This is a genomic window from Kribbella soli (genome assembly GCF_004331345.1).
Taxonomy (GTDB): domain Bacteria; phylum Actinomycetota; class Actinomycetes; order Propionibacteriales; family Kribbellaceae; genus Kribbella; species Kribbella soli.
In genome coordinates this window covers 737990-755360 of sequence record NZ_SJJZ01000004.1, presented here as the reverse complement: position 1 = coordinate 755360, position 17371 = coordinate 737990, and the positions used below count along the sequence as shown (strand labels likewise).

General features: G+C 68.9%; 18 protein-coding genes. 9 read left to right on the top strand and 9 right to left on the bottom strand.

Features of this window, described 5'->3' with window-relative positions:
* Positions 1-50 precede the first annotated feature (50 nt).
* Positions 51-527: a DnaJ family domain-containing protein gene (locus E0H45_RS34430; protein ID WP_131345216.1), complete on the top strand. Its 477-nt coding sequence runs from the start codon at positions 51-53 to the stop codon at positions 525-527.
* On the opposite strand, the gene E0H45_RS34425 is transcribed toward E0H45_RS34430, so the two are convergent.
* A complete protein-coding gene (locus tag E0H45_RS34425) occupies positions 520-2610 on the bottom strand; it encodes a thiamine pyrophosphate-dependent enzyme (RefSeq protein ID WP_238155505.1) in 2091 nt (696 codons plus the stop codon). The two genes, E0H45_RS34430 and E0H45_RS34425, sit on opposite strands and share 8 nt — an antisense overlap.
* 154 nt (positions 2611-2764) lie before the next feature.
* Between E0H45_RS34425 and E0H45_RS34420 the strand changes: the two genes are divergently transcribed.
* Positions 2765-3415, top strand: a complete 651-nt coding sequence (locus tag E0H45_RS34420; RefSeq protein ID WP_131345212.1) for a hypothetical protein — start codon at positions 2765-2767, stop codon at positions 3413-3415.
* Here E0H45_RS34420 and E0H45_RS34415 read toward each other — a convergent pair.
* From E0H45_RS34415 to E0H45_RS34405, 3 genes are read right to left on the bottom strand one after another with little or no spacing between them, the layout of a single operon-like run.
* Positions 3412-3948, bottom strand: coding sequence for a Ku protein (locus E0H45_RS34415; protein WP_131345210.1), 537 nt, complete (start codon positions 3946-3948; stop codon positions 3412-3414). The genes E0H45_RS34420 and E0H45_RS34415 overlap by 4 nt on opposite strands.
* Positions 3896-4759 carry a hypothetical protein gene (locus tag E0H45_RS34410; protein WP_131345208.1) on the bottom strand — a complete coding sequence of 288 codons (864 nt, stop codon included), beginning with the start codon at positions 4757-4759 and terminating at the stop codon, positions 3896-3898. Before E0H45_RS34410 ends, E0H45_RS34415 begins: the two co-directional genes overlap by 53 nt.
* 18 nt (positions 4760-4777) lie before the next feature.
* Entirely contained in the window at positions 4778-5572 is a 795-nt protein-coding gene (locus tag E0H45_RS34405) for a sigma-70 family RNA polymerase sigma factor (RefSeq protein WP_131345206.1), read from the bottom strand.
* Between the two features lie 166 nt (positions 5573-5738).
* Between E0H45_RS34405 and E0H45_RS34400 the strand changes: the two genes are divergently transcribed.
* A complete protein-coding gene (locus tag E0H45_RS34400; protein WP_131345204.1) occupies positions 5739-6452 on the top strand; it encodes an NIPSNAP family protein in 714 nt (237 codons plus the stop codon).
* A 148-nt stretch (positions 6453-6600) separates the two neighbouring features.
* The gene (locus tag E0H45_RS34395; RefSeq protein WP_238155503.1) at positions 6601-7521 is read left to right on the top strand and encodes a serine protein kinase RIO; all 921 of its coding nucleotides are present in this window, start codon (positions 6601-6603) and stop codon (positions 7519-7521) included.
* Here the strand turns inward: E0H45_RS34395 and E0H45_RS34390 are convergent.
* Together E0H45_RS34390 and E0H45_RS34385 are read right to left on the bottom strand one after the other, a co-directional pair.
* Positions 7505-8671 (bottom strand): alpha/beta hydrolase family protein, encoded by a 1167-nt coding sequence (locus E0H45_RS34390; RefSeq protein ID WP_131345200.1) that lies wholly within the window; start codon positions 8669-8671, stop codon positions 7505-7507. The two genes, E0H45_RS34395 and E0H45_RS34390, sit on opposite strands and share 17 nt — an antisense overlap.
* A 75-nt stretch (positions 8672-8746) precedes the next feature.
* On the bottom strand, positions 8747-10402 hold the full coding sequence (locus tag E0H45_RS34385; RefSeq protein WP_202872649.1) for an FAD-binding dehydrogenase: 1656 nt from the start codon (positions 10400-10402) through the stop codon (positions 8747-8749).
* A 36-nt stretch (positions 10403-10438) separates the two neighbouring features.
* On the opposite strand from E0H45_RS34385, the gene E0H45_RS34380 reads away from it, so the two are divergent.
* Together E0H45_RS34380 and E0H45_RS34375 are read left to right on the top strand one after the other, a co-directional pair.
* Entirely contained in the window at positions 10439-12304 is a 1866-nt protein-coding gene (locus E0H45_RS34380) for a DUF5107 domain-containing protein (protein WP_131345196.1), read from the top strand.
* Positions 12305-12498: 194 nt separating this feature from the next.
* Positions 12499-12891 carry a DUF3592 domain-containing protein gene (locus E0H45_RS34375; protein ID WP_238155502.1) on the top strand — a complete coding sequence of 131 codons (393 nt, stop codon included), beginning with the start codon at positions 12499-12501 and terminating at the stop codon, positions 12889-12891.
* A 30-nt stretch (positions 12892-12921) separates the two neighbouring features.
* Here the strand turns inward: E0H45_RS34375 and E0H45_RS34370 are convergent, their stop codons facing one another.
* The gene (locus E0H45_RS34370) at positions 12922-13539 is read right to left on the bottom strand and encodes a TetR/AcrR family transcriptional regulator (protein ID WP_131345194.1); all 618 of its coding nucleotides are present in this window, start codon (positions 13537-13539) and stop codon (positions 12922-12924) included.
* 98 nt (positions 13540-13637) lie between these two features.
* Between E0H45_RS34370 and E0H45_RS34365 the strand changes: the two genes are divergently transcribed.
* The gene (locus E0H45_RS34365) at positions 13638-14798 is read left to right on the top strand and encodes a phosphatidylinositol-specific phospholipase C1-like protein (RefSeq protein ID WP_131345192.1); all 1161 of its coding nucleotides are present in this window, start codon (positions 13638-13640) and stop codon (positions 14796-14798) included.
* A 7-nt stretch (positions 14799-14805) separates the two neighbouring features.
* Positions 14806-15255, top strand: a complete 450-nt coding sequence (locus E0H45_RS34360; RefSeq protein ID WP_131345190.1) for an OsmC family protein — start codon at positions 14806-14808, stop codon at positions 15253-15255.
* A 213-nt stretch (positions 15256-15468) separates the two neighbouring features.
* Here the strand turns inward: E0H45_RS34360 and E0H45_RS43715 are convergent, their stop codons facing one another.
* Positions 15469-15591, bottom strand: a complete 123-nt coding sequence (locus tag E0H45_RS43715) for a hypothetical protein (RefSeq protein WP_255512232.1) — start codon at positions 15589-15591, stop codon at positions 15469-15471.
* Positions 15592-15650: 59 nt separating this feature from the next.
* Positions 15651-16805: an FUSC family protein gene (locus E0H45_RS34355; RefSeq protein ID WP_238155501.1), complete on the bottom strand. Its 1155-nt coding sequence runs from the start codon at positions 16803-16805 to the stop codon at positions 15651-15653.
* A 67-nt stretch (positions 16806-16872) separates the two neighbouring features.
* On the opposite strand from E0H45_RS34355, the gene E0H45_RS34350 reads away from it, so the two are divergent.
* Positions 16873-17370, top strand: a complete 498-nt coding sequence (locus tag E0H45_RS34350) for a DUF5709 domain-containing protein (RefSeq protein ID WP_131345186.1) — start codon at positions 16873-16875, stop codon at positions 17368-17370.
* Position 17371 lies beyond the last annotated feature (1 nt).

Below are 17371 nucleotides of genomic sequence, written 5' to 3'. Positions count from 1 at the left end.
TATTCTGCTCGTACGGAGAAGCTGTCGATGATGACAGGCGAGGTGTGGCCATGACCAAGCGCAGACCACCGGGCATGAGTAACCAGGAGTGGGTCGAGTCGCAGATCAAGCTCGCTCAGAACCAGGGCGAGTTCGACGACCTGCCCGGTGCCGGCAAACCACTGAAGCTGGCGGATCAGCACGACCCCGACTGGTGGGTGAAGGACTTCATCCGTCGCGAGGACGTCGAGACCGAGGCGTTACTGCCACCGGCCGTTCTGCTCCGCAAGGAGAAGCAGCAGGTCCACGAGAAGGTTCGCGGAATGCGGCGCGAGTCCGAGGTCCGCGAGTACCTGGCCGACCTCAACAAGCGGATCCGGCTCAGCATCCGCGACACCACCGGACCGGTCGTGCCGACGGGCCCGGTGGACGAGGACGTGATCATCGCCCAGTGGCGGATGGAGCGCCCCGCGCGCGAGCCGCTTCCGCAGCCCACCGAGGAGCACCGGCCGAAGAAGCGGTCCTTCTGGCAGCGGCTGTTCAGCTGAGCAGCTCGCGGGCCGCCTTCTCGATGGTCTGTTCACTCAGCAGTACGTCGTGCGCGGCCGCGCCGAGCGGGACGTACGAGTCGTAGCTCGTCACCCGGGCCAGCCGCCCGGCGTACCCGTGGTCGATCAGCGTGGCCAGGATGCCCTCGGACACGCCGCCGGACCGGCGGGTCTCGTCGGCGACCAGCACCCGCCCGGTGATGTTTGCCTCGCGCAACAGGTCCTCGACCGGCAACGGCGCCAGCCAGCGCAGGTCGAGGACCCGGATTCCCGGGACCCCGGCCGCCACCCGCAGGCTCATCGGTACGCCGTTCCCGAACGTCACGATGGTCAGCTCGGTGCCGTCGCCGTACGTCCGGCCGCGCCCGATCGGCACCGGCTCGTCGGGGTACGGCGCCAGCCACTGCTCGTCGCCCTCCTCGTACAGGTCCCGTCGGTGGTAGAGCGCGATCGGCTCGAGGAACACGCTGACGGTGCCGGACGACCGGGCTGCCGCCGTACATGCGTGCAGCATCGCGGCCGCGTCGTCCGGACGGGACGGTGACGCGATCACGATCCCCGGGATGTCCCGCAGTACGCCGATCGCGTCGTCGTTGTGGAAGTGGCCGCCGAAGCCCTTCTGGTACCCGTAGCCGGCGATCCGCAGCACCATCGGGTTGGCGTACTGCTCTTGCGAGAAGAACTTCAGCGACGCGGCCTCGCCGCGGAGCTGGTCCTCGGCGTTGTGCAGGTAGGCGAGGTACTGGATCTCGGGGATCGGCAGCAGGCCCGAGACGCCGGCGCCGAGCGCGAGGCCCAGGATCGACTGCTCGTCGAGCAGCGTGTCGAAGACGCGGGGCGGCCCGAACGCCTTCTGCAGCCCGCGCGTCACGCCGTACACGCCACCCTTGCGACCGACGTCCTCGCCGAAGACCATCGCCTCCGGGAAGGACGCCAGTACGTCGCTCAGCGCGCGGTTGATCGACTGACTGAGCGACAAGGGCTCCGCGGCGGGCGTCCGTTGCGGCAACGCGTCGGCAACCGCCTCCGGCTCGGGGAATCGCAAGGGCGCGGCGACGACTTCGGGCGAGGTGAGCTGCGGGAGGCCCGCGACCTCGGCCGCGATCCGGAGCGCCTCGGCGTGCTTCTCGTCGTACAGCTCGATGATCTCGTCGGCGGTGTAGCCGGCTCCGAGCAGGTAGCGCGCCGTACCGAGCAGCGGGTCGAGCTCTTCGTCCGCGGCCAGCTCCGCGGGGGACCGGTACGCCGCCTCGACGTCGGAGCCCGCGTGGCCGAGCAGACGGACCGTGCGCAACCGCAGGAACGCCGGGCGCCGGTTCCGCCGTACGAACGTCGCCGCCTCGGTCGCCATCGACAGGGCCGCGTCCAGGTCGGTGCCGTCCGCGTCGAAGTACCGCAGGCCGGGGCGCGAACCGTACGCCTGCCGGATCCAGCCGTCCGGGGTGCGCACGCTGATCCCGATCCCGTTGTCCTCGCAGACCAGCAGCAACGGCATCGGCAGACCCTGGTACGACGCGTGCAGGGCAGCGTTGATCGCGCCGGTCGCGGTCGAGTGGTTCGCGGACGCGTCGCCGAAGCTGGTCACCACGATCGCGTCGGACGGCCACGGGGACGGTACGCCGAGCTTCGCCGACCGGTTCATCGAGAACGCGACGCCCATCGCCCGCGGCAGGTGCGAGGCGATCGTCGACGTCTGTGGGATCACCGACAGTTCGTGCCGGCCGAAGACCTTGTGCCGGCCGCCCGCGATCGGCTCGCTGGTCGCGGCCGCGACACCGAGCAGGATGTCGCGCAGGCCCTCCTTCGCCCCGCACTGGGCGGCGCGGGTCAGGTAGAAGGCGCCCGACCGGTAGTGCAGGAGGGCCGGGTCGGTCGGCTCCAGGGCGGCGGCGACGGCCGCGTTGCCCTCGTGACCGGCCGAGCCGATCGTGTAGAAGCCGGTGCCCTGGGACTGCATCCAGCGGGCCGCGAGGTCCGCGTGCCGGCTGCCGAGCTGAGCGTCGTACAGGCTGCGGAGCAGCTCTGCGTCGTGCTCCCACGGGGCTGGGGCGAGGCCGCGGACGCGTTCGGCGAAGGTCCTCATTTCATCCATGATCCGGGATCGGCTCGCCGAGCACAGCTCCGCCCACGAGTTGAACAGGTCACCCCGTCGGTCGGGGGAACCGGGCGGAGGGGTTGTTCGTTCTAGCTCAGAGGGGGACTCTGTGGGGTGTGGTGACGGTGAGTGAGCCTTGGTGATGCAGCTTTCCTGGGTACGGCGGGTGGGGATCGCGGCTGGTCTCGGAGTCGGGACAGCCGGCGCGCTCGCCGGTGTCCTGCTGCTCGGTCCGATCGCCGCGTCGATCCTGCTGGTCGTGGTGTTCCTGCTGGTCTGGCCGCTGGCCGCGGTGGTCCGGCACGTCGCGGACGATGCGCCGTACGGTTCGGCGGCCTTGGTCGCTGGCGTGGCGGCTGCCGGAATGCTCTGTCTGCCGGGGATGGTGCGGTTGCTCGCGTGGGGTGCACTCGGGCTGGTGACGGCGCTGATCCTGGCCGCACTGTTCGTGCTGATCGACCTCGCCGTACCCGATCGGGTCCCGCGCCTGCGTCCGTCGCGTAGGCAGCGCAAACTGGTGCGCCTGACCGAGACACAGTTGGTCGAGGACGAGCAGCTGATCGCGTCGCTGCAGTGTCCGCTCTCTATCGAGGAGCTCTGCGGAGTCTGGTCCGAGACCGCCACGCAGCTCGCCCAGGGCGCCGCCCCCCGCGACCGGCAGGCCGTCGCCGAGGTCCGCCGGATCTGCCTCGACGAATTCGAACGCCGCAACCCCGACGGCTTCAACCGCTGGCTCGACGCCGGCGCCCCGGCCAACCCCGGCCGTTACCTCCTCGGCAACAGCAACAACTAGGCAGCCTTCTTCTTGCTGGTCTTCTTCTTGGCCGCCGTTTTCTTTGTCGTGGCCTTCTTCTTCGCTCCGCGGGACTTGCGGGCCTCCTCGACGCTGGCGCGGAGGGCGGCGACCAGGTCGGTCGGGTTCGTCGCCTGCGGCTCCTCCTCGGAGTAGACGACCTCCTTGCCCTGGTGCTTGGTCTTGACCAGTTCCTTGACCCGCTCGGTGTAGGTGTCCTGGTACGACGCCGGCTTCCACTCGCCGCTCATCGCCTCGATCAGGTCGACGGCCATCGACAACTGCTTGCCGGCGCCGGACTTGCGGGGCAGATCGCCGAGCTCCTCGTCCAGGTCGACGAACGTGTCGATCTCCAGCGACCGGGACTTGCCCGGCGCGATGTCGTCGAGCTCCTCGGGTTCGACGATCACGTACTCGCCGCCGCCGACGTCGTGACCCTTCACGATCTTCTCGTACGGGACCTCGCGGCCGGTACCCAGTTCAGAGCCGGTTGTAGCGCTTTCGCGCCTCGCGGCTTTCTTTCTGGGCGTCACGGGCGGCCCGGCGGGCCTCGTCGAGTTCGGCGCCGACGCGGTGGACCCGGGCCTGAGCCTCGGAGAGGGCTTCGCGGGCCTTGTCGAGCTGGGTGTCCAGGTCCTCGACCTTCGCCTCGGCTGCCTGGGCGGCCGCGACCGCCTCCTCGAACGTCTGCTTGGCCAGGGCGCGCTCGGCCGCCTCACGTTCGTCCTGCTCCGTCTGCTTGCGGTGAGCGGCTTCGCGCTCTTCCTCGGCAGTTTCGGTTTCGGCTTGTTGGGCCTTCCGCCGGTCGCGGGCGGCCTGGCGGCGCTCGTCGGTGAGCGGGGTGACGTTGGACGGTTCGCCGTTCTCGTCGACGACGCCGAACCCGACGTGCCGCAGCGCGCTGCTCAACCGGCCCTCGCGTACGGCGTCGCCCGCGGCTGGATCCACCAACGCGGCGTCCAGCGTCTCGCGCAGCTTCTGACCGACGTCCGGGCTGACCTTCTGACCTTCGTCGGCAGCCAGCCGGGCGGCCTCCTTGGACAGCTTGTCCAAAAGCCGGTGGCGCCTCGGCGTCAGGTCCCGCAGCCGCTCGCCGTCGAGATCGGCGGTCGCCTCCCGGAACTCGTCACCGAGCGCGAGCAGGTCGTCGAGCTCGTCGGGCAGCTTGCGGGCGAGCAGGTTCGCGATCCAGGCCGCGACTGTCGGCTTGCGCAGCGCCTTCAGCCGGGTCGACGCCGCCGCGTCGCCACCGGCCTTCAGCTGCTTGGCCAGCTCGTTGCGAGTAGCAATGAAGTCGGCCGCCGGCGCCGCATAGACCGCATCGGCCGCCTCCTCGAAGTCCACGAGGCGACGGTACCCGAATCAGCCGCCGCTGGGGCCCCGTTGCACGGCCAGTTCGGTGCGGAGGGTTTCGAGGATGCCGCGGAGCAGGCGGGAGACCTGCATCTGACTGACGCCGAGCTCGTTGCCGATCTCCTCCTGCGTGAAGCCGTTGCAGAACCGGAGCTGGAGGATGCGCTTGTCCCGCTCGCCGAGGTTCGCGACCACAGGCGTCAGGGTGTGCACGTTCTCGACCAGGTCGTAGCCGTCCTCGGCGTCGGCGACCGTGTCCATCAGGCTCGTCCCGCCGTCCGACGTACCGGGCGCGTCCAGCGAGAGTGTGCTGAAGCAGCCGCGCACCGAGGTGGCCTCGGCGACCTCGGACGGATCGGTGCCGAGCGCTGCCGCGGTCTCCTCGTCGGTCGGCACGTGACCGAGCCGCTGGATCAGCTCGGGCTCCGCGGCGGCGATGCTGCCCTGCATCTCCTGCACCCGGCGCGGCGGCCGGATCGTCCAGGCGCAGTCCCGGAAGTACCGTTTCAGCTCACCGCGGATCGTCGGTACGGCGTACGACAGGAACGCCGTCGACGCCTCCAGCTTGTATCCGTTCGCGGCCTTCACCAGGCCGAGGTACGCGACCTGCTCGAGGTCGTCGGAGTCGACGCCCTTGCTGCGGTACCGGGAGGCGATCGATCTCGCCACCGGCGCGTTCAGGAGTACCACCTCGTCGAGGCACGCCTGGTGCCGGGGATCCGGGACACTGTCCGCCTCGAGCAGCAGCTCGTGGGTGGCGTCGGCGATGTTCTGTTTGGAGCGTTCTGCAAGTGCGATCGTCACGGGAGATACCTCGTCGTGTCGTCGTGCAGGCTTGGTGGCAGGGGCTGAACCACTGGCTCCACCAGATCAAAATCGGCCGGAGCTTGCAAGTACCCGTCTGTTACGGGTGCTTGAAACGCTTGTCTCCTGACAGTAACTGTCAGGTTTCAGTGGTTTGCTCACACTCATGAACGAGTGTTGCGCCGTCGTCGACCTGCGCCAGTACACGCTGTACCCCGAGCAACGGGACACCCTGATCGAGATCTTCGACACGTATCTCGTCGAGGGACAGGAACAGACGGGTATGCACATCGTCGGTCAGTTCCGCGATCTGGACGATCCGGATCGGTTCGTCTGGATCCGCGGGTTCCGCGACCTGCCCGCGCGGGCCGACGCGCTGAACGCGTTCTACTACGGCCCGGTCTGGCGCGCGCACGCCGCGGCGGCGAACGTGACGATGATCGACTCGGACAACGCCCTGCTGCTGAAGCCCGTGCGGCTCGGGGCCGGCTACCCGACGCTCGATGCTCCGCGACCGGACGACACTGCGAGTTCGGTGATCGGTGGCGCGGTCTACCACCGCGCTGCCGAGGACGACGGGTTCGTCGAGTACTTCACCGATCAGGTTGTGCCCGTGCTCACGGCGACCGGCGCCGAGCCGGTCGCGGTGCTCGAGAGTTTGGTTGCCGAGAACAACTTCCCGCCGCTGCCATTGCGGGGCGAGGTGGTGCTCACCTGGTTCGCGCGGTTCGCCGACGACACGGCGTACGACGACCATCGCCGGCAGCTCGCCGCGTCGCGGGTCTGGCAGCAGCGGGTGCTCCCCGAACTGGTCTGCCGGTCGGCGAAACCGGTCCAGGAGCTGCGGCTGCGGCCGACCGCGCGATCGCAGTTCCGGTAAATACGTTGCGGGGTCCGGATCGGGCGTGCATCCTGGGTTGACCGAGCGGCGGCGAACGCTGCCTGGACTAAGGAGGGCTGACGGATGGCCATCACTGTGCTGCGGCATGTCCGCGTCAGTTTCACTTCTTCGTTCAGGAGCACACCAGTTGTCTGCAGAGTACGAACTCACAGCTAATTACCCCGACCTCGACTCACGCTGGGCAGATCTGACCCAGGACGAGTCCCAACCGGATCCGACCGACGCCTTCGTCTTCAAGTTCCACTCCGTCGACGAGCAACTGGGACCGGATCAGCGGTGGTCCACCTGGCTGGACGTCGAGCGCGGTTCTCGCGGCCCGGAACCACGCCCCTCGTGGGTTGTGACGGAACAGGCCGCGATCGACACCGAGCTCGGCGTCCTCAAAACCGGTAAGGAAGCCGACGTCTTCCTGGTCGAACGGGCCGTCGAAGCCATCGGCGACAACCCGGCGAAATCCTCGCTGCTGGCCGCGAAGCGGTACCGCACCGAGGAGCACCGGTCCTTCCACCGCAGTACGTCGTACGTCGAAGGACGCCGTACCCGCAACAGCCGTGACAGCCGGGCGATGCACAAGAAGACCGCGCACGGCCGCAGTGTCGCGGCCGGGCAGTGGGCGTACGCCGAGTGGGACGCCCTCAACCGGTTGTGGAAAGCCGGCGTCCCGGTGCCGTACCCCGTCCAGGTGGACGGCACCGAACTCCTGATGGAGTTCATCGACGACGGTGAGGGCGGTGCCGCACCACGGCTCGCCCAGGTCCGGCCGTCGAAGGAGCTGCTCGGTCAGTACTTCGAGCAACTCCGCGGCGGGATGCGTGAACTGGCCCGGGCCGGGCTGGCGCACGGCGACCTCTCGCCGTACAACGTCCTCGCCCAGGGGGAGCGAATCGTGATGATCGACCTGCCGCAGGTGGTCGACATCGTCGGCAACCCCAAGGGCATGGACTTCCTGCTGCGCGACTGCCACAACATGGCCGCGTGGTTCACGAACCGCGGGCTGGAGATCGACGAACAGGAGCTGTTCGCCGACCTGCTCACGATGGTGTTCTGATTGCCCGCTGCAACAGGGGGACGAGCGGTACCAGCTGGTCGGGGTAGGTGTCGACGAGGCCGTCGACGTGGTTACCTGCCTCGACCCGCTGGTACGTGTGCAGGCCGGTGCCGCGGGCCATCTCGGCGTACACGTCGGAATCCTGGGTGATCGGCAGCAGGCTGTCGTACGTGCCCTGGATGGTGATCAGCGGCTTCTTGATCTTGCCGGTGAGCGCGATCCGTTTGATCGCCCGGTGCGCCTCGGGCCGCTGGGCGTAGTCGTAGTCGGCCTCGCTCCCGGTGTACGTCGGGTCGAGCTCGGCGGCGTAGATGCGCTGGGTCAGCTTCCAGTAGACCGTGTAGTGGTAGTCCCAGAGGAAGTCCGAGTGCGGATCGAAGCCCGCCGCGACGATCGCAGCCGGGTCGTGCTGCTCGTAGCCTTTGATTGCCTGAGGCAAATACGTGAAGAGGTTCGGTCCGTCGGCCTTCCACAGCGTGCCTTCCAGGTCCACGCCGCGGGTGAAGAGCTCCGGGTGGTTCTCGAGTTGCCAACGGACCAGGTAGCCGCCGTTCGAGATTCCCGCGGCGACCACCTCGCGCGCCGGGTGACCGTAGTACTGCGACACCGTGGCGCGAGCGGCCCGGGCGAGTTGCGTCGTACGCACGTTCCACTCGACGATCGCGTCGCCGGGGCGCAGGCCGTCGGTGTAGAAGGCGGCGCCGGTGTTGCCCTTGTCGGTCGCGGCGTACGCGTATCCCAGTGAGAGCACGAAGTCCGAGATCGCCTTGTCGTTCGCGTACTGCGCTCGCACGCCGGGCGATCCGGACACGACGAGTCCGCCGTTCCACGTCCGCGGCAGCCGGATCACGAACTGCGAGTCGTGGTTCCAGCCGTGGTTGGTGTTGGTGTGCGAGTTGTCCGGGAAGTACCCGTCGATCTGCACCCCTGGTACGCCGGACTGCTGCGGCAGACCCGCGTGCGTGAGGCCCGCGTAGTCAGCGGGATTGGTGTGACCCGACGCGACCGTGCCGGCCGTGGTCAGGTCGTCCAGGTGGGCGACCTGTTGGTACTCGGCACCTGGAACGCGGACGGTGCGGTGAGCTTCGGCCGGCACGGTTACACCTGCGAGCAGGACAGTGGCGGTGAGCAAGCTGAAGAGACGACGCATGCGGTCACGCTAGGAGCCGCCCTTCTGCTCGGACATCGGATCGGAGCACACAACAACGGGCCTGACGGTGGTCCCTCAGGACACCGCCTTCGCGGCCGCGCGTCCCGCCGTACGGCCGGTGAACAGGCAACCGCCGACGAAGGTGCCTTCGAGCGATCGGTAGCCGTGGACGCCGCCGCCACCGAAACCGGCGACCTCACCGGCGGCGTAGACACCGGGGAGTGGGGTGCCGTCGGTACGCAGTACGCGCGACTCCAGGTCGGTCTGCAGGCCGCCCAGGGACTTACGGGTCAGGATGTTCAGCCGGACGGCGATCAGCGGGCCGGCCTTCGGGTCGAGGATCCGGTGCGGGGACGCGACCCGGATCAGCTTGTCGCCGCGGTAGTTGCGGGCACCGCGCAGCGCGGTGATCTGCAGGTCCTTGGTGAACGTGTTGGTCATTTCCCGGTCCCGCGCGACGATCTGCCGCTCGAGGTCGTCGAGCTTGATCAGGTTGTCGCCGGTCAGGTCGTTCATCCCCCGGACCAGGTCCGGAAGGTTGCCGCGGACAACAAAGTCGGCACCCTTGTCCATGAACGCCTGTACGGGTGCCGTTGCTCCTCCGCGGGCCCGGCCGAGTACACCCTTGACGTCCTTGTTGGTCAGGTCCGGGTTCTGCTCCTGGCCGGAGAGCGCGAACTCCTTCTCGATGATCTTCTGGGTCAGCACGAACCACGTGTAGTCGTACCCGGTCGTCATGATGTGCTCGAGCGTCCCCAGCGTGTCGAACCCGGGGAACAACGGCACCGGCAGCCGCTTCCCGGTCGCGTCGAACCACAGCGACGACGGCCCGGGCAGGATCCGGATGCCGTGCATCGGCCAGATCGGATCCCAGTTCTGGATGCCTTCGGTGTAGTGCCACATCCGGTCCCGGTTCACGTACCGGCCGCCGGCCTGCTCGGTGATCGCGAGCATCCGGCCGTCCACATGGGCCGGTACGCCGCTGATCATCCGCTTCGGCGGTTCGCCCATCCGCTTCGGCCACTGCGAGCGGACCAGATCGTGGTTGCCGCCGATCCCGCCGGACGTGACGATCACCGCCTGCGCGGTCAGCTGGAAGTCACCGACCTCGGTCCGCGAGCTCGACACCCCACGCAGTACGTCGCTGGGCTCGAGCACCTTGCCCGCGACGCCGTCGACCACACCGCCCGTCACCGTCAGCTCGTCCACCCGGTGCCGGAACCGGAACTCGACGAGCCCCTTCGCGACGGCCTCCCGCACCCGGCGCTCGAACGGCGCGACCAGGCCCGGCCCGGTGCCCCACGTGATGTGGAAACGCGGCACCGAGTTCCCGTGGCCGTCCGCGTTGTATCCACCGCGCTCGGCCCAGCCGACGACCGGGAAGAACCGCACGCCTTGTGCGTGCAGCCACGGGCGTTTCTCGCCGGCCGCCCAGTCGACGTACGCCTCCGCCCACTGCCGCGCCCACTTGTCCTCGTCGTCCAGCCGGTCGAACCCGGCTGAGCCGAGCCAGTCTTGCAGTGCGAGATCGCGGGAGTCCTTGATCCCCATCCGGCGCTGCTCCGGGGAGTCCACGAACAGCAGTCCGCCGAACGACCAGAACGCCTGGCCGCCGAGCGACGCCTCGGGTTCCTGGTCGAGCAGCAGTACCTTCCGGCCCGCGTCGGCCAGTTCGGCGGTCGCGGCCAGTCCGGCCAGCCCCGCCCCGACGACGATCACATCAGCGTCCATAGCGACCATGTATAGCGCACTTGGGAAGATGGAGTTGTGACGATCCTTTCTGTTCAAAACGTCGTACTTCCTGCAGCTTCGATCGGTTCGGAGAACCCGCTCGCGCCGCTCCGCACCCAGCGCGAGCCACACCACGTGGAGAACATCGCCGAGCTCCCCGCCGACCTGCGGGAGAACATCGAGTACGGGCGCCTGCACAGCCCACTGCCGTGCCTGAACCAGGACGGGTACAACCGCACCCTCGTGGAGACAGCACTGCCTGCCCTGGTGCTGGAGAACGACCACGTTCGTGCGACCGTCCTGCCAAGCCTCGGTGGCCGGTTGTACTCGCTCGTCCACAAGGGGACCGAGTTGCTCTACCGCAACCCGGTCTTCCAGCCCGCGAACCTCGCGCTGCGCAACGCCTGGTTCGCCGGCGGCGTCGAGTGGAACGTCGGCAGCACCGGCCACTGGACCGGCACCTGCGCGCCGATGCACGCCGCTCGCGTCGAGGGTCCGGACGGTACGCCGGTCCTGCGGCTGTGGGAGCTCGAACGGACCCGCAACCTCGTCACCCAACTCGACTTCTGGCTCCCGGAGGACTCGGAGTTCCTGTACGTCGGCGTACGGCTGCAGAACCCGTCCGACGTCGAGGTCCCGGCGTACTGGTGGTCGAACATCGCGGTCCCGCAGTCGCCGGACCGCCGCGTCCTCGTGCCTGCGGACCAGGCCTGGCGGTTCGGGTACGGCAGTCGCCTCGACCTGGTCGACGTACCGCTGTACGAAGGCGCGGACCTGACCTATCCGACGCGGCACCCGCGCGCTGTGGACTTCTTCTTCGAGCCGCTCGCCGACGAGCAGTCGTGGATCGCGTCCGTCGACGGAGCGGGCAACGGCCTCGTGCAGGCGTCGACCGAACGGTTGCAGGGTCGCAAGCTCTTCGTCTGGGGGCAGGGCGACGGCGGACACCGGTGGCAGGAGTGGCTGTCGCCCGGGCTGGAGGGCGATGGGTACGCCGAGATTCAGGCCGGACTCGCGCGCACCCAGATGGAGCACCTGAAGCTGCCTGCCGGGACGGACTGGCACTGGCTGGAGGCGTACGGCCGGGTGTCGATGGATCCGTCCGCTGCCCACGGCGACTGGGGTGCTGCCCGACGCGCGGGTGCGTCCGCGCTGAGCCCGCTGCTCGACGGGCTGCCGGCCCGCGAGCAGGCGTGGCTGGAGATCGTCGACTCTGCCCCGGCGGAGCAGCTCGCAGTCGGATCGGGATGGGGTGCGCTGGAGCTCAAGCGCACCGGCTGGACGGTGTCGGACGGTACGCCGTTCAGCGAGGACACGATGACGTCGCGGGAGCAGGCGTGGCTGCCGCTGCTCGATGGGCAGTTGCCGGCAGCGGACGCCGTACCGGACGGGACTCTGGTGGCGTGGCGGGACCTGCTGGAGGCTGCCGAGGACAACTGGCTCGTCTGGTACCACCGGGGCGTCGCTCGGCACTACGACAGGGACGTCGACGGTGCGATCGAGGCGTGGCGGCAGTCCGGGGACAACGCCTGGGCGCTACGCAACCTCGGTGTAGTCACGGGAGAGCTGGAGCACTACGAGCGCGCCGTCGAGCTTATGCCCGACCTGGTGCCGCTGGTCGTGGAGGCGGTCGCGGCCGCACTCGACACCGACGTGACGCGGGCGGAGCGGATGCTCGAGCACGCGCCTGACGACCCGCGGATCCAGCTGCTGCGCGTCCGGCACGCACTGGAGACCGGTGACCCGGCCACAGCGCACGACCTGCTGGCTGCGGGCATCCAGCTCGCGACGGTCCGGGAGGGTGCGAACCCGCTCACCGACTATTGGCTGGCCGCCGAAGAGGCACTTGGCACACAGCGGCCAGTTCCGCCGCAGTACCAGTTCGGAATGGGCGGAAACTGACAACTTCAGGTCAACTCTACCTCTAGAAACACCGCTCCACCGGACTCTACTATGGTCCTGTAGAGAAGTTTTTGAATTACATGGAACCAAGTGGAGTCCGGTGGCGTCCCACCGGGTGAGCGGCAAAAGCCGCGCAAGGGCAGTTTCGACAAACGACCGCGTCGCTCGCGGGCGACGCGTCGGGGGTGAGTGCCATGTTGACGATCGTTGTACTCGGTGGGTTCGGCCTGGTGCTGGTGGTCGCGGCCTTCATCGTGACCGAAGTTCTGGCCGGTCTTCGGCCGTCCCAGATCCCCACCGGCACGGAAGAGAAGACCGCGGGACGAGTGATCCGGGTGCGTGGCCCGGTCCGCGGCCAACTGCAGAGCGGTGCCCCGGCGATCTACACCGAGGTCATCGTCGAGTACTACTCCCGTCGGGGTGAGGGACCGTACGAGGTCGCTCGCAAGTTCCCGGTCGGGAGCAGGATTACTTACGCCAAGGGTGACCGGGTGATCGTCGCGTACGACGTCCGCACCCCGCGCCGGGCTCGCCTGGCCGGCCGGGTCAGCCACTGGCCGGCCCTGGGCCTGCCTTCCGCGGCCTGACGGTTCACCTGCTTGAGCCTCCTCTCCGGCTCAAGCAGGAAGATGAGGGGCGAGCAGGTTGTAGAGCACCGGCCGGCCCTGATCCAGAACGTACTCCGCCTCGTCCGCGGACAGCCGGTCCGCGAGGTGCGCGAGCGCCTCGCCCATCGTGATGCTGAGCGTCACGGCCAGGCGGAAGTCCCGCGAGTCCCGCGCGCCGAAGCGCCCCGCCAGCAGCTCCGCGAACTCGCCGGCGTGCTGGTCGTCGAACTCGCCCGGCTTCGCCTCCAGCTCCGGATCGCCGAGCCCGCTCAGCACGACCGCCTTGAAGCCCGGGTCGGTCCGGTGCATCTCCCGGAACGTGTCCAGCGTGACGTCGACCGCCGCGCGCCAGCTCGTCACGTCGGCCAGCCGCTCGCTCACCGCGTCGGTGTAGCGCGCCTGGTTCCGCCGCTCGATCGCCTGGATCAGGCTGCGCTTGTCCGGGAAGTACCGGTACACGCTGCCGACCGCGATCTCGGCCCGCTTCGCGATCCCGCTCGTCGACGCCGCGTCGTACCCGCGCTCGACCACCTCGGCACAGGCCGCGTCCAGGATCCGCTCGACCTGCCGGTTCGCCCGGTCCTGGGTCGGCGTCCGGCGCAGCGGATATGCCCCCGAAGTCACCATTCACTCATTGTCCACGCTCCCGGGGACAACGTTGCCACCTCTTTGTGACAGATTGCCGACAGTTGGTCGTGGTTCGGTCCTGAGGAGGGGAACTTCGTATGCGCATCAACAAATCCGCCGTTGTCGGTCTCGCATCCGTCGCGCTGGCCGCGTCCGGGGTCGCCGGTACGGCGCTCACCCGGGAGAACTCGGCGTCCGCCGAGAACGGCTCGGGTCTGCGGTTCAATCAGGTCCAGATGATCGGGTCGCACAACTCGTACCACCGCGAGCTGAGCCCGGCCGAGCAGAAGGTCCAGCAGGCGCAGAACCCTGGCTCGGTCGACCTCTGGTACTCGCACGCGCCGATCACGCAGCAGCTCGAGGACCAGAACGTCCGCACGCTCGAGCTCGACCTGCTGCCGGACCCGGACGGCGGTCTGTACACGTACCCGCTGATCCGGAAGCTGACCGGGCAGGGGCCGCTCACCGACCCGGCGATGGCACGTCCCGGGATCAAGGTCATGCACATCCCGGACTTCGACTACAACACCACCTGCGACACCTTCGTCCTGTGCCTGCAGCAGGTGAAGTCGTGGTCCGACCAGCACCCGAACCACGTGCCGATCACGATCAACCTCGAGCTCAAGCAGTCCGACCCGAAGGTGGTCGCGGCAGGCGGAGTCCAGTCGCCGCCGTGGGACGCAGCCAATCTGCAGGGTGTCGACTCCGAGATCCGGTCGGTGTTCTCCGAGAAGGAGCTGCTGACGCCGGACGACGTCCGCAAGCCCGGCCTGACGCTGGAGCAGTCGGTTCTGACCAAGGGCTGGCCGAAGCTGGACGAGGCCCGCGGCCAGGTCCTGTTCTACTTCGACAACGGCGGCCCGGGCGCGATCCGCGACCTCTACCGGACCGGCCACCAGAACCTCGAGGGCCGGGCGGTCTTCACCCGGGGTCCCGAGGGTGAGCCGGACGCGGCGGTCACGCAGGTGAACGACCCGCGGGGCGCGAACCAGGCAGAGATCCAGCGGCTGGTGTCGAAGGGGTACCTGATCCGGACCCGGTCGGACGAGCCGATGGCAACGATCCGCGACAAGGACTACGGCCGGCTCGGGATCGCCCTGGCCAGTGGTGCGCAGGTCGTGACGACGGACTGGCCGGTCGCCGGCATGGCCGCGCGGTACGACAGCGACTTCGTCGCCAAGCTGCCCGGGCACACCGCTGTACGATGCAACCCTGTGACAGCACCAAAGTGGTGCCATGGAGATGTCGTCGGAAGGTGATCTGAGTATGTCGGAGCACGTGGTTGACGTGAGCTGGAGCCGTGGTGAGCACGAGTTCACCTATGACACCTACGACCGCGACCACGAGTGGCGCTTCGACGGCGGCATCACGGTGCCGGGCTCGGCGAACCCGAAGTACCTGGGCAACCCGGGCCCGGTCGACCCGGAGGAAGCGTTCGTGGCGGCGCTGTCGTCCTGCCACATGCTGACGTTCCTGGCGATCGCGGCCCGGAAGCGGATGGTGGTCGACGCGTACGACGACCACGCCGTCGGCGTGATGGCGAAGAACGCCGCCGGCCGGCTGGCGATCACCGAAGTGACGCTGAACCCGAAGATCGTCTGGAACGGCGCCGAGCCGGACGCCGAGACGCTCGAGCGGATCCACCATCTCGCGCACCAGGAGTGTTTCATCGCGAACTCGGTCACCACCGAGATCACTGTTGCTACCAGCAAATAAAACCACCCGCCGACCGGCCTGAACCTCGCGCAAACGGTGTCAGGACGGTCGGCGGGTGGTCTGGTGCACCTCTGTGGCGGTGCACCGGTAACGGATCCGGCGGCGCCTCGCACGAGGGCGCCTCTGCGTTTGATGTGCGACTTCCGTGCGGTCTGGCTCGGTGGGCCAGACCGTCCGGGTGCGCCGCCCGGGTCCGTTCGTCCGGCTGGCGCCTTACTGCTCGGCGGCGGCGTCGGTCCGGTCGTCTGTGGTCTGGGTGCTGTCGACGGCCAACAGGTCCTCGAGCTGGCGGACCTGCTCGGTGGCCATCGTGCTCATCAGTCGGTGGATCGTCATGCCAGTGAGACGCCCGGGGCCCGAAGGTATGACGGGAATCCGCGTTGTGACCTGAGTCACTACGTCTCGTCGAGTCCGTCCAGCCGCAGTGGGACGAGTTTCCGGGCGTCGTCGTACGACGTCCCGGTCAGTTCGAGCAGGTCGATGATCGTGGAGCGGAGCTGACCGAGGACGACGACCGCGGACAGTCCGATCGGCAGCGGCATCTCCGCCGTACGACGGCCGAGCTCGCCCAGCACGCGGTGCGCCGCGACGTCGGCGGCCGGTTCGAACAGGGACTCGCCGATCAGACGGGTGCCGTCGGCGAGGCGTTCGAGCAGCATCGGGAACTCGTCGGGCATCCGCTCGTCGCGCCACACCGACACCGCGCACCGGCGTACCAGGACCCGCGTGTTCCGGATCGCCCGGTCCAGCGGTACGACGAGATCGGCGATCTCCTGGACCCGCCCGCGGTGCCGGCGGCGGAACGGGGACAGCCGGACGACCGCGACCCCTTCCTCGGCGGCGCTGCGGAGGTCGTCGAGCCGGGACTCGCTCGCGCGGGCGCGGCGGAGCGCGTCGGTGACGGCCTCCTCGTCACGTTCGCGCAGGCCGTCGGCGGTCTCGACCAGGATCTCGGCCAGCTCGTTCAGGACGCCCGCCGCCTGCTGCCGAGGGCGTCTGATGGCCGCGGCCGGAGCGATCGTTGCGGCCGCCAGCGCGACCAGCCCGCCGAGCGCCGCGTCCTGCCAGCGGCTGAAGCCGGCGCCGGGGTTGGGCAGCAGCGTGGTGACGATCGCGGCCTGGACGCCGGCCTGGGTGGTCATCAGGTTGCCGGCGCCGAGCAGTACGGCGACGCTCATCGCGAGCGCGATCACGAAGATCAGCTGGGTGATGCCGGTGCCGAAAGCCTTGACGAACAGGTCGCCGACGCCGACCCCGACCGCCACCCCGACCATCACCTCGGCGACCCGGCGGAGGCGCTGGCCGAAGCTGAATCCGAGGCAGACCATCGCGGCGACCGGCGCGAAGAACGGCTGCTTGTGGCCGACGACGTACCGCGCGATCGCCCACGCCACCCCGGCCGCGAGCGCGCACTGGGCGATGAAGAAGGCCCGGCTGCGCCAGCGTTCGATCCGCCGGTGGATCGAGGCACGGGACCGCCGTGCGGCCTGCGGCGCGATGTCGTCGCGCAGCTCCCGCAACTGGTCCAACGTCAGCCTGACCGGATCCACGGGCCCCATTCTGCGCGATGGGTGCGCCAGCTTGATTCATCGGCGCTCTGCGGTTCACTGTTGCCTCATGACCGACAAGAACCGCGAGGACTACGGCAGCTACTCCGTCGACGACGAGGATCAGCTGCAGCCGGGTGACACCCTCAACGACCGTGGCGTGGACGACCTGCTCGACGAGGGGTACTCGCCGCCGGAGAAGTGGTCCGCGGGCGAAGGCTTCGGTACGACGGCCGACGAGGCGCTGCAGGGCGAGACACTGGACCAGCGGATCGCGCAGGAGGACCCGGACCCCGACCCGTACGCCGAAGAAAGTGAGGACGTCGGCGGCCCGCAGGTCGGCACCGAACGCTCCGGTCGCCTGGTCGCCTCCGACGAGGGCGCGCGCAGCGACGACGACAGCGAGCTGTACGCCGAGGACGTCGGCATCGACGGCGCCGCGGCCGGCGCGGAGGAAGCCGCCGTACACGTCGTCGACGAAGAGTTCGAACTCGAGGACGACGACGAGACGGATCTCGAGACCTACCGCGACGTCGACCTGGGAGACGTCGGCGACCTGGAGGACTGAC

Coding starts and splice junctions, on each gene's coding strand:
- E0H45_RS34430 (WP_131345216.1), top strand. CDS start 51: ATGACCAAGCGCAGACCACCGGGCATGAGTAACCAGGAGTGGGTCGAG.
- E0H45_RS34425 (WP_238155505.1), bottom strand. CDS start 2,610: ATGAGGACCTTCGCCGAACGCGTCCGCGGCCTCGCCCCAGCCCCGTGG.
- E0H45_RS34420 (WP_131345212.1), top strand. CDS start 2,765: ATGCAGCTTTCCTGGGTACGGCGGGTGGGGATCGCGGCTGGTCTCGGA.
- E0H45_RS34400 (WP_131345204.1), top strand. CDS start 5,739: ATGAACGAGTGTTGCGCCGTCGTCGACCTGCGCCAGTACACGCTGTAC.
- E0H45_RS34390 (WP_131345200.1), bottom strand. CDS start 8,671: ATGCGTCGTCTCTTCAGCTTGCTCACCGCCACTGTCCTGCTCGCAGGT.
- E0H45_RS34385 (WP_202872649.1), bottom strand. CDS start 10,402: ATGGACGCTGATGTGATCGTCGTCGGGGCGGGGCTGGCCGGACTGGCC.
- E0H45_RS34375 (WP_238155502.1), top strand. CDS start 12,499: ATGTTGACGATCGTTGTACTCGGTGGGTTCGGCCTGGTGCTGGTGGTC.
- E0H45_RS34370 (WP_131345194.1), bottom strand. CDS start 13,539: ATGGTGACTTCGGGGGCATATCCGCTGCGCCGGACGCCGACCCAGGAC.
- E0H45_RS34365 (WP_131345192.1), top strand. CDS start 13,638: ATGCGCATCAACAAATCCGCCGTTGTCGGTCTCGCATCCGTCGCGCTG.
- E0H45_RS34360 (WP_131345190.1), top strand. CDS start 14,806: ATGTCGGAGCACGTGGTTGACGTGAGCTGGAGCCGTGGTGAGCACGAG.
- E0H45_RS43715 (WP_255512232.1), bottom strand. CDS start 15,591: ATGACGATCCACCGACTGATGAGCACGATGGCCACCGAGCAGGTCCGC.
- E0H45_RS34350 (WP_131345186.1), top strand. CDS start 16,873: ATGACCGACAAGAACCGCGAGGACTACGGCAGCTACTCCGTCGACGAC.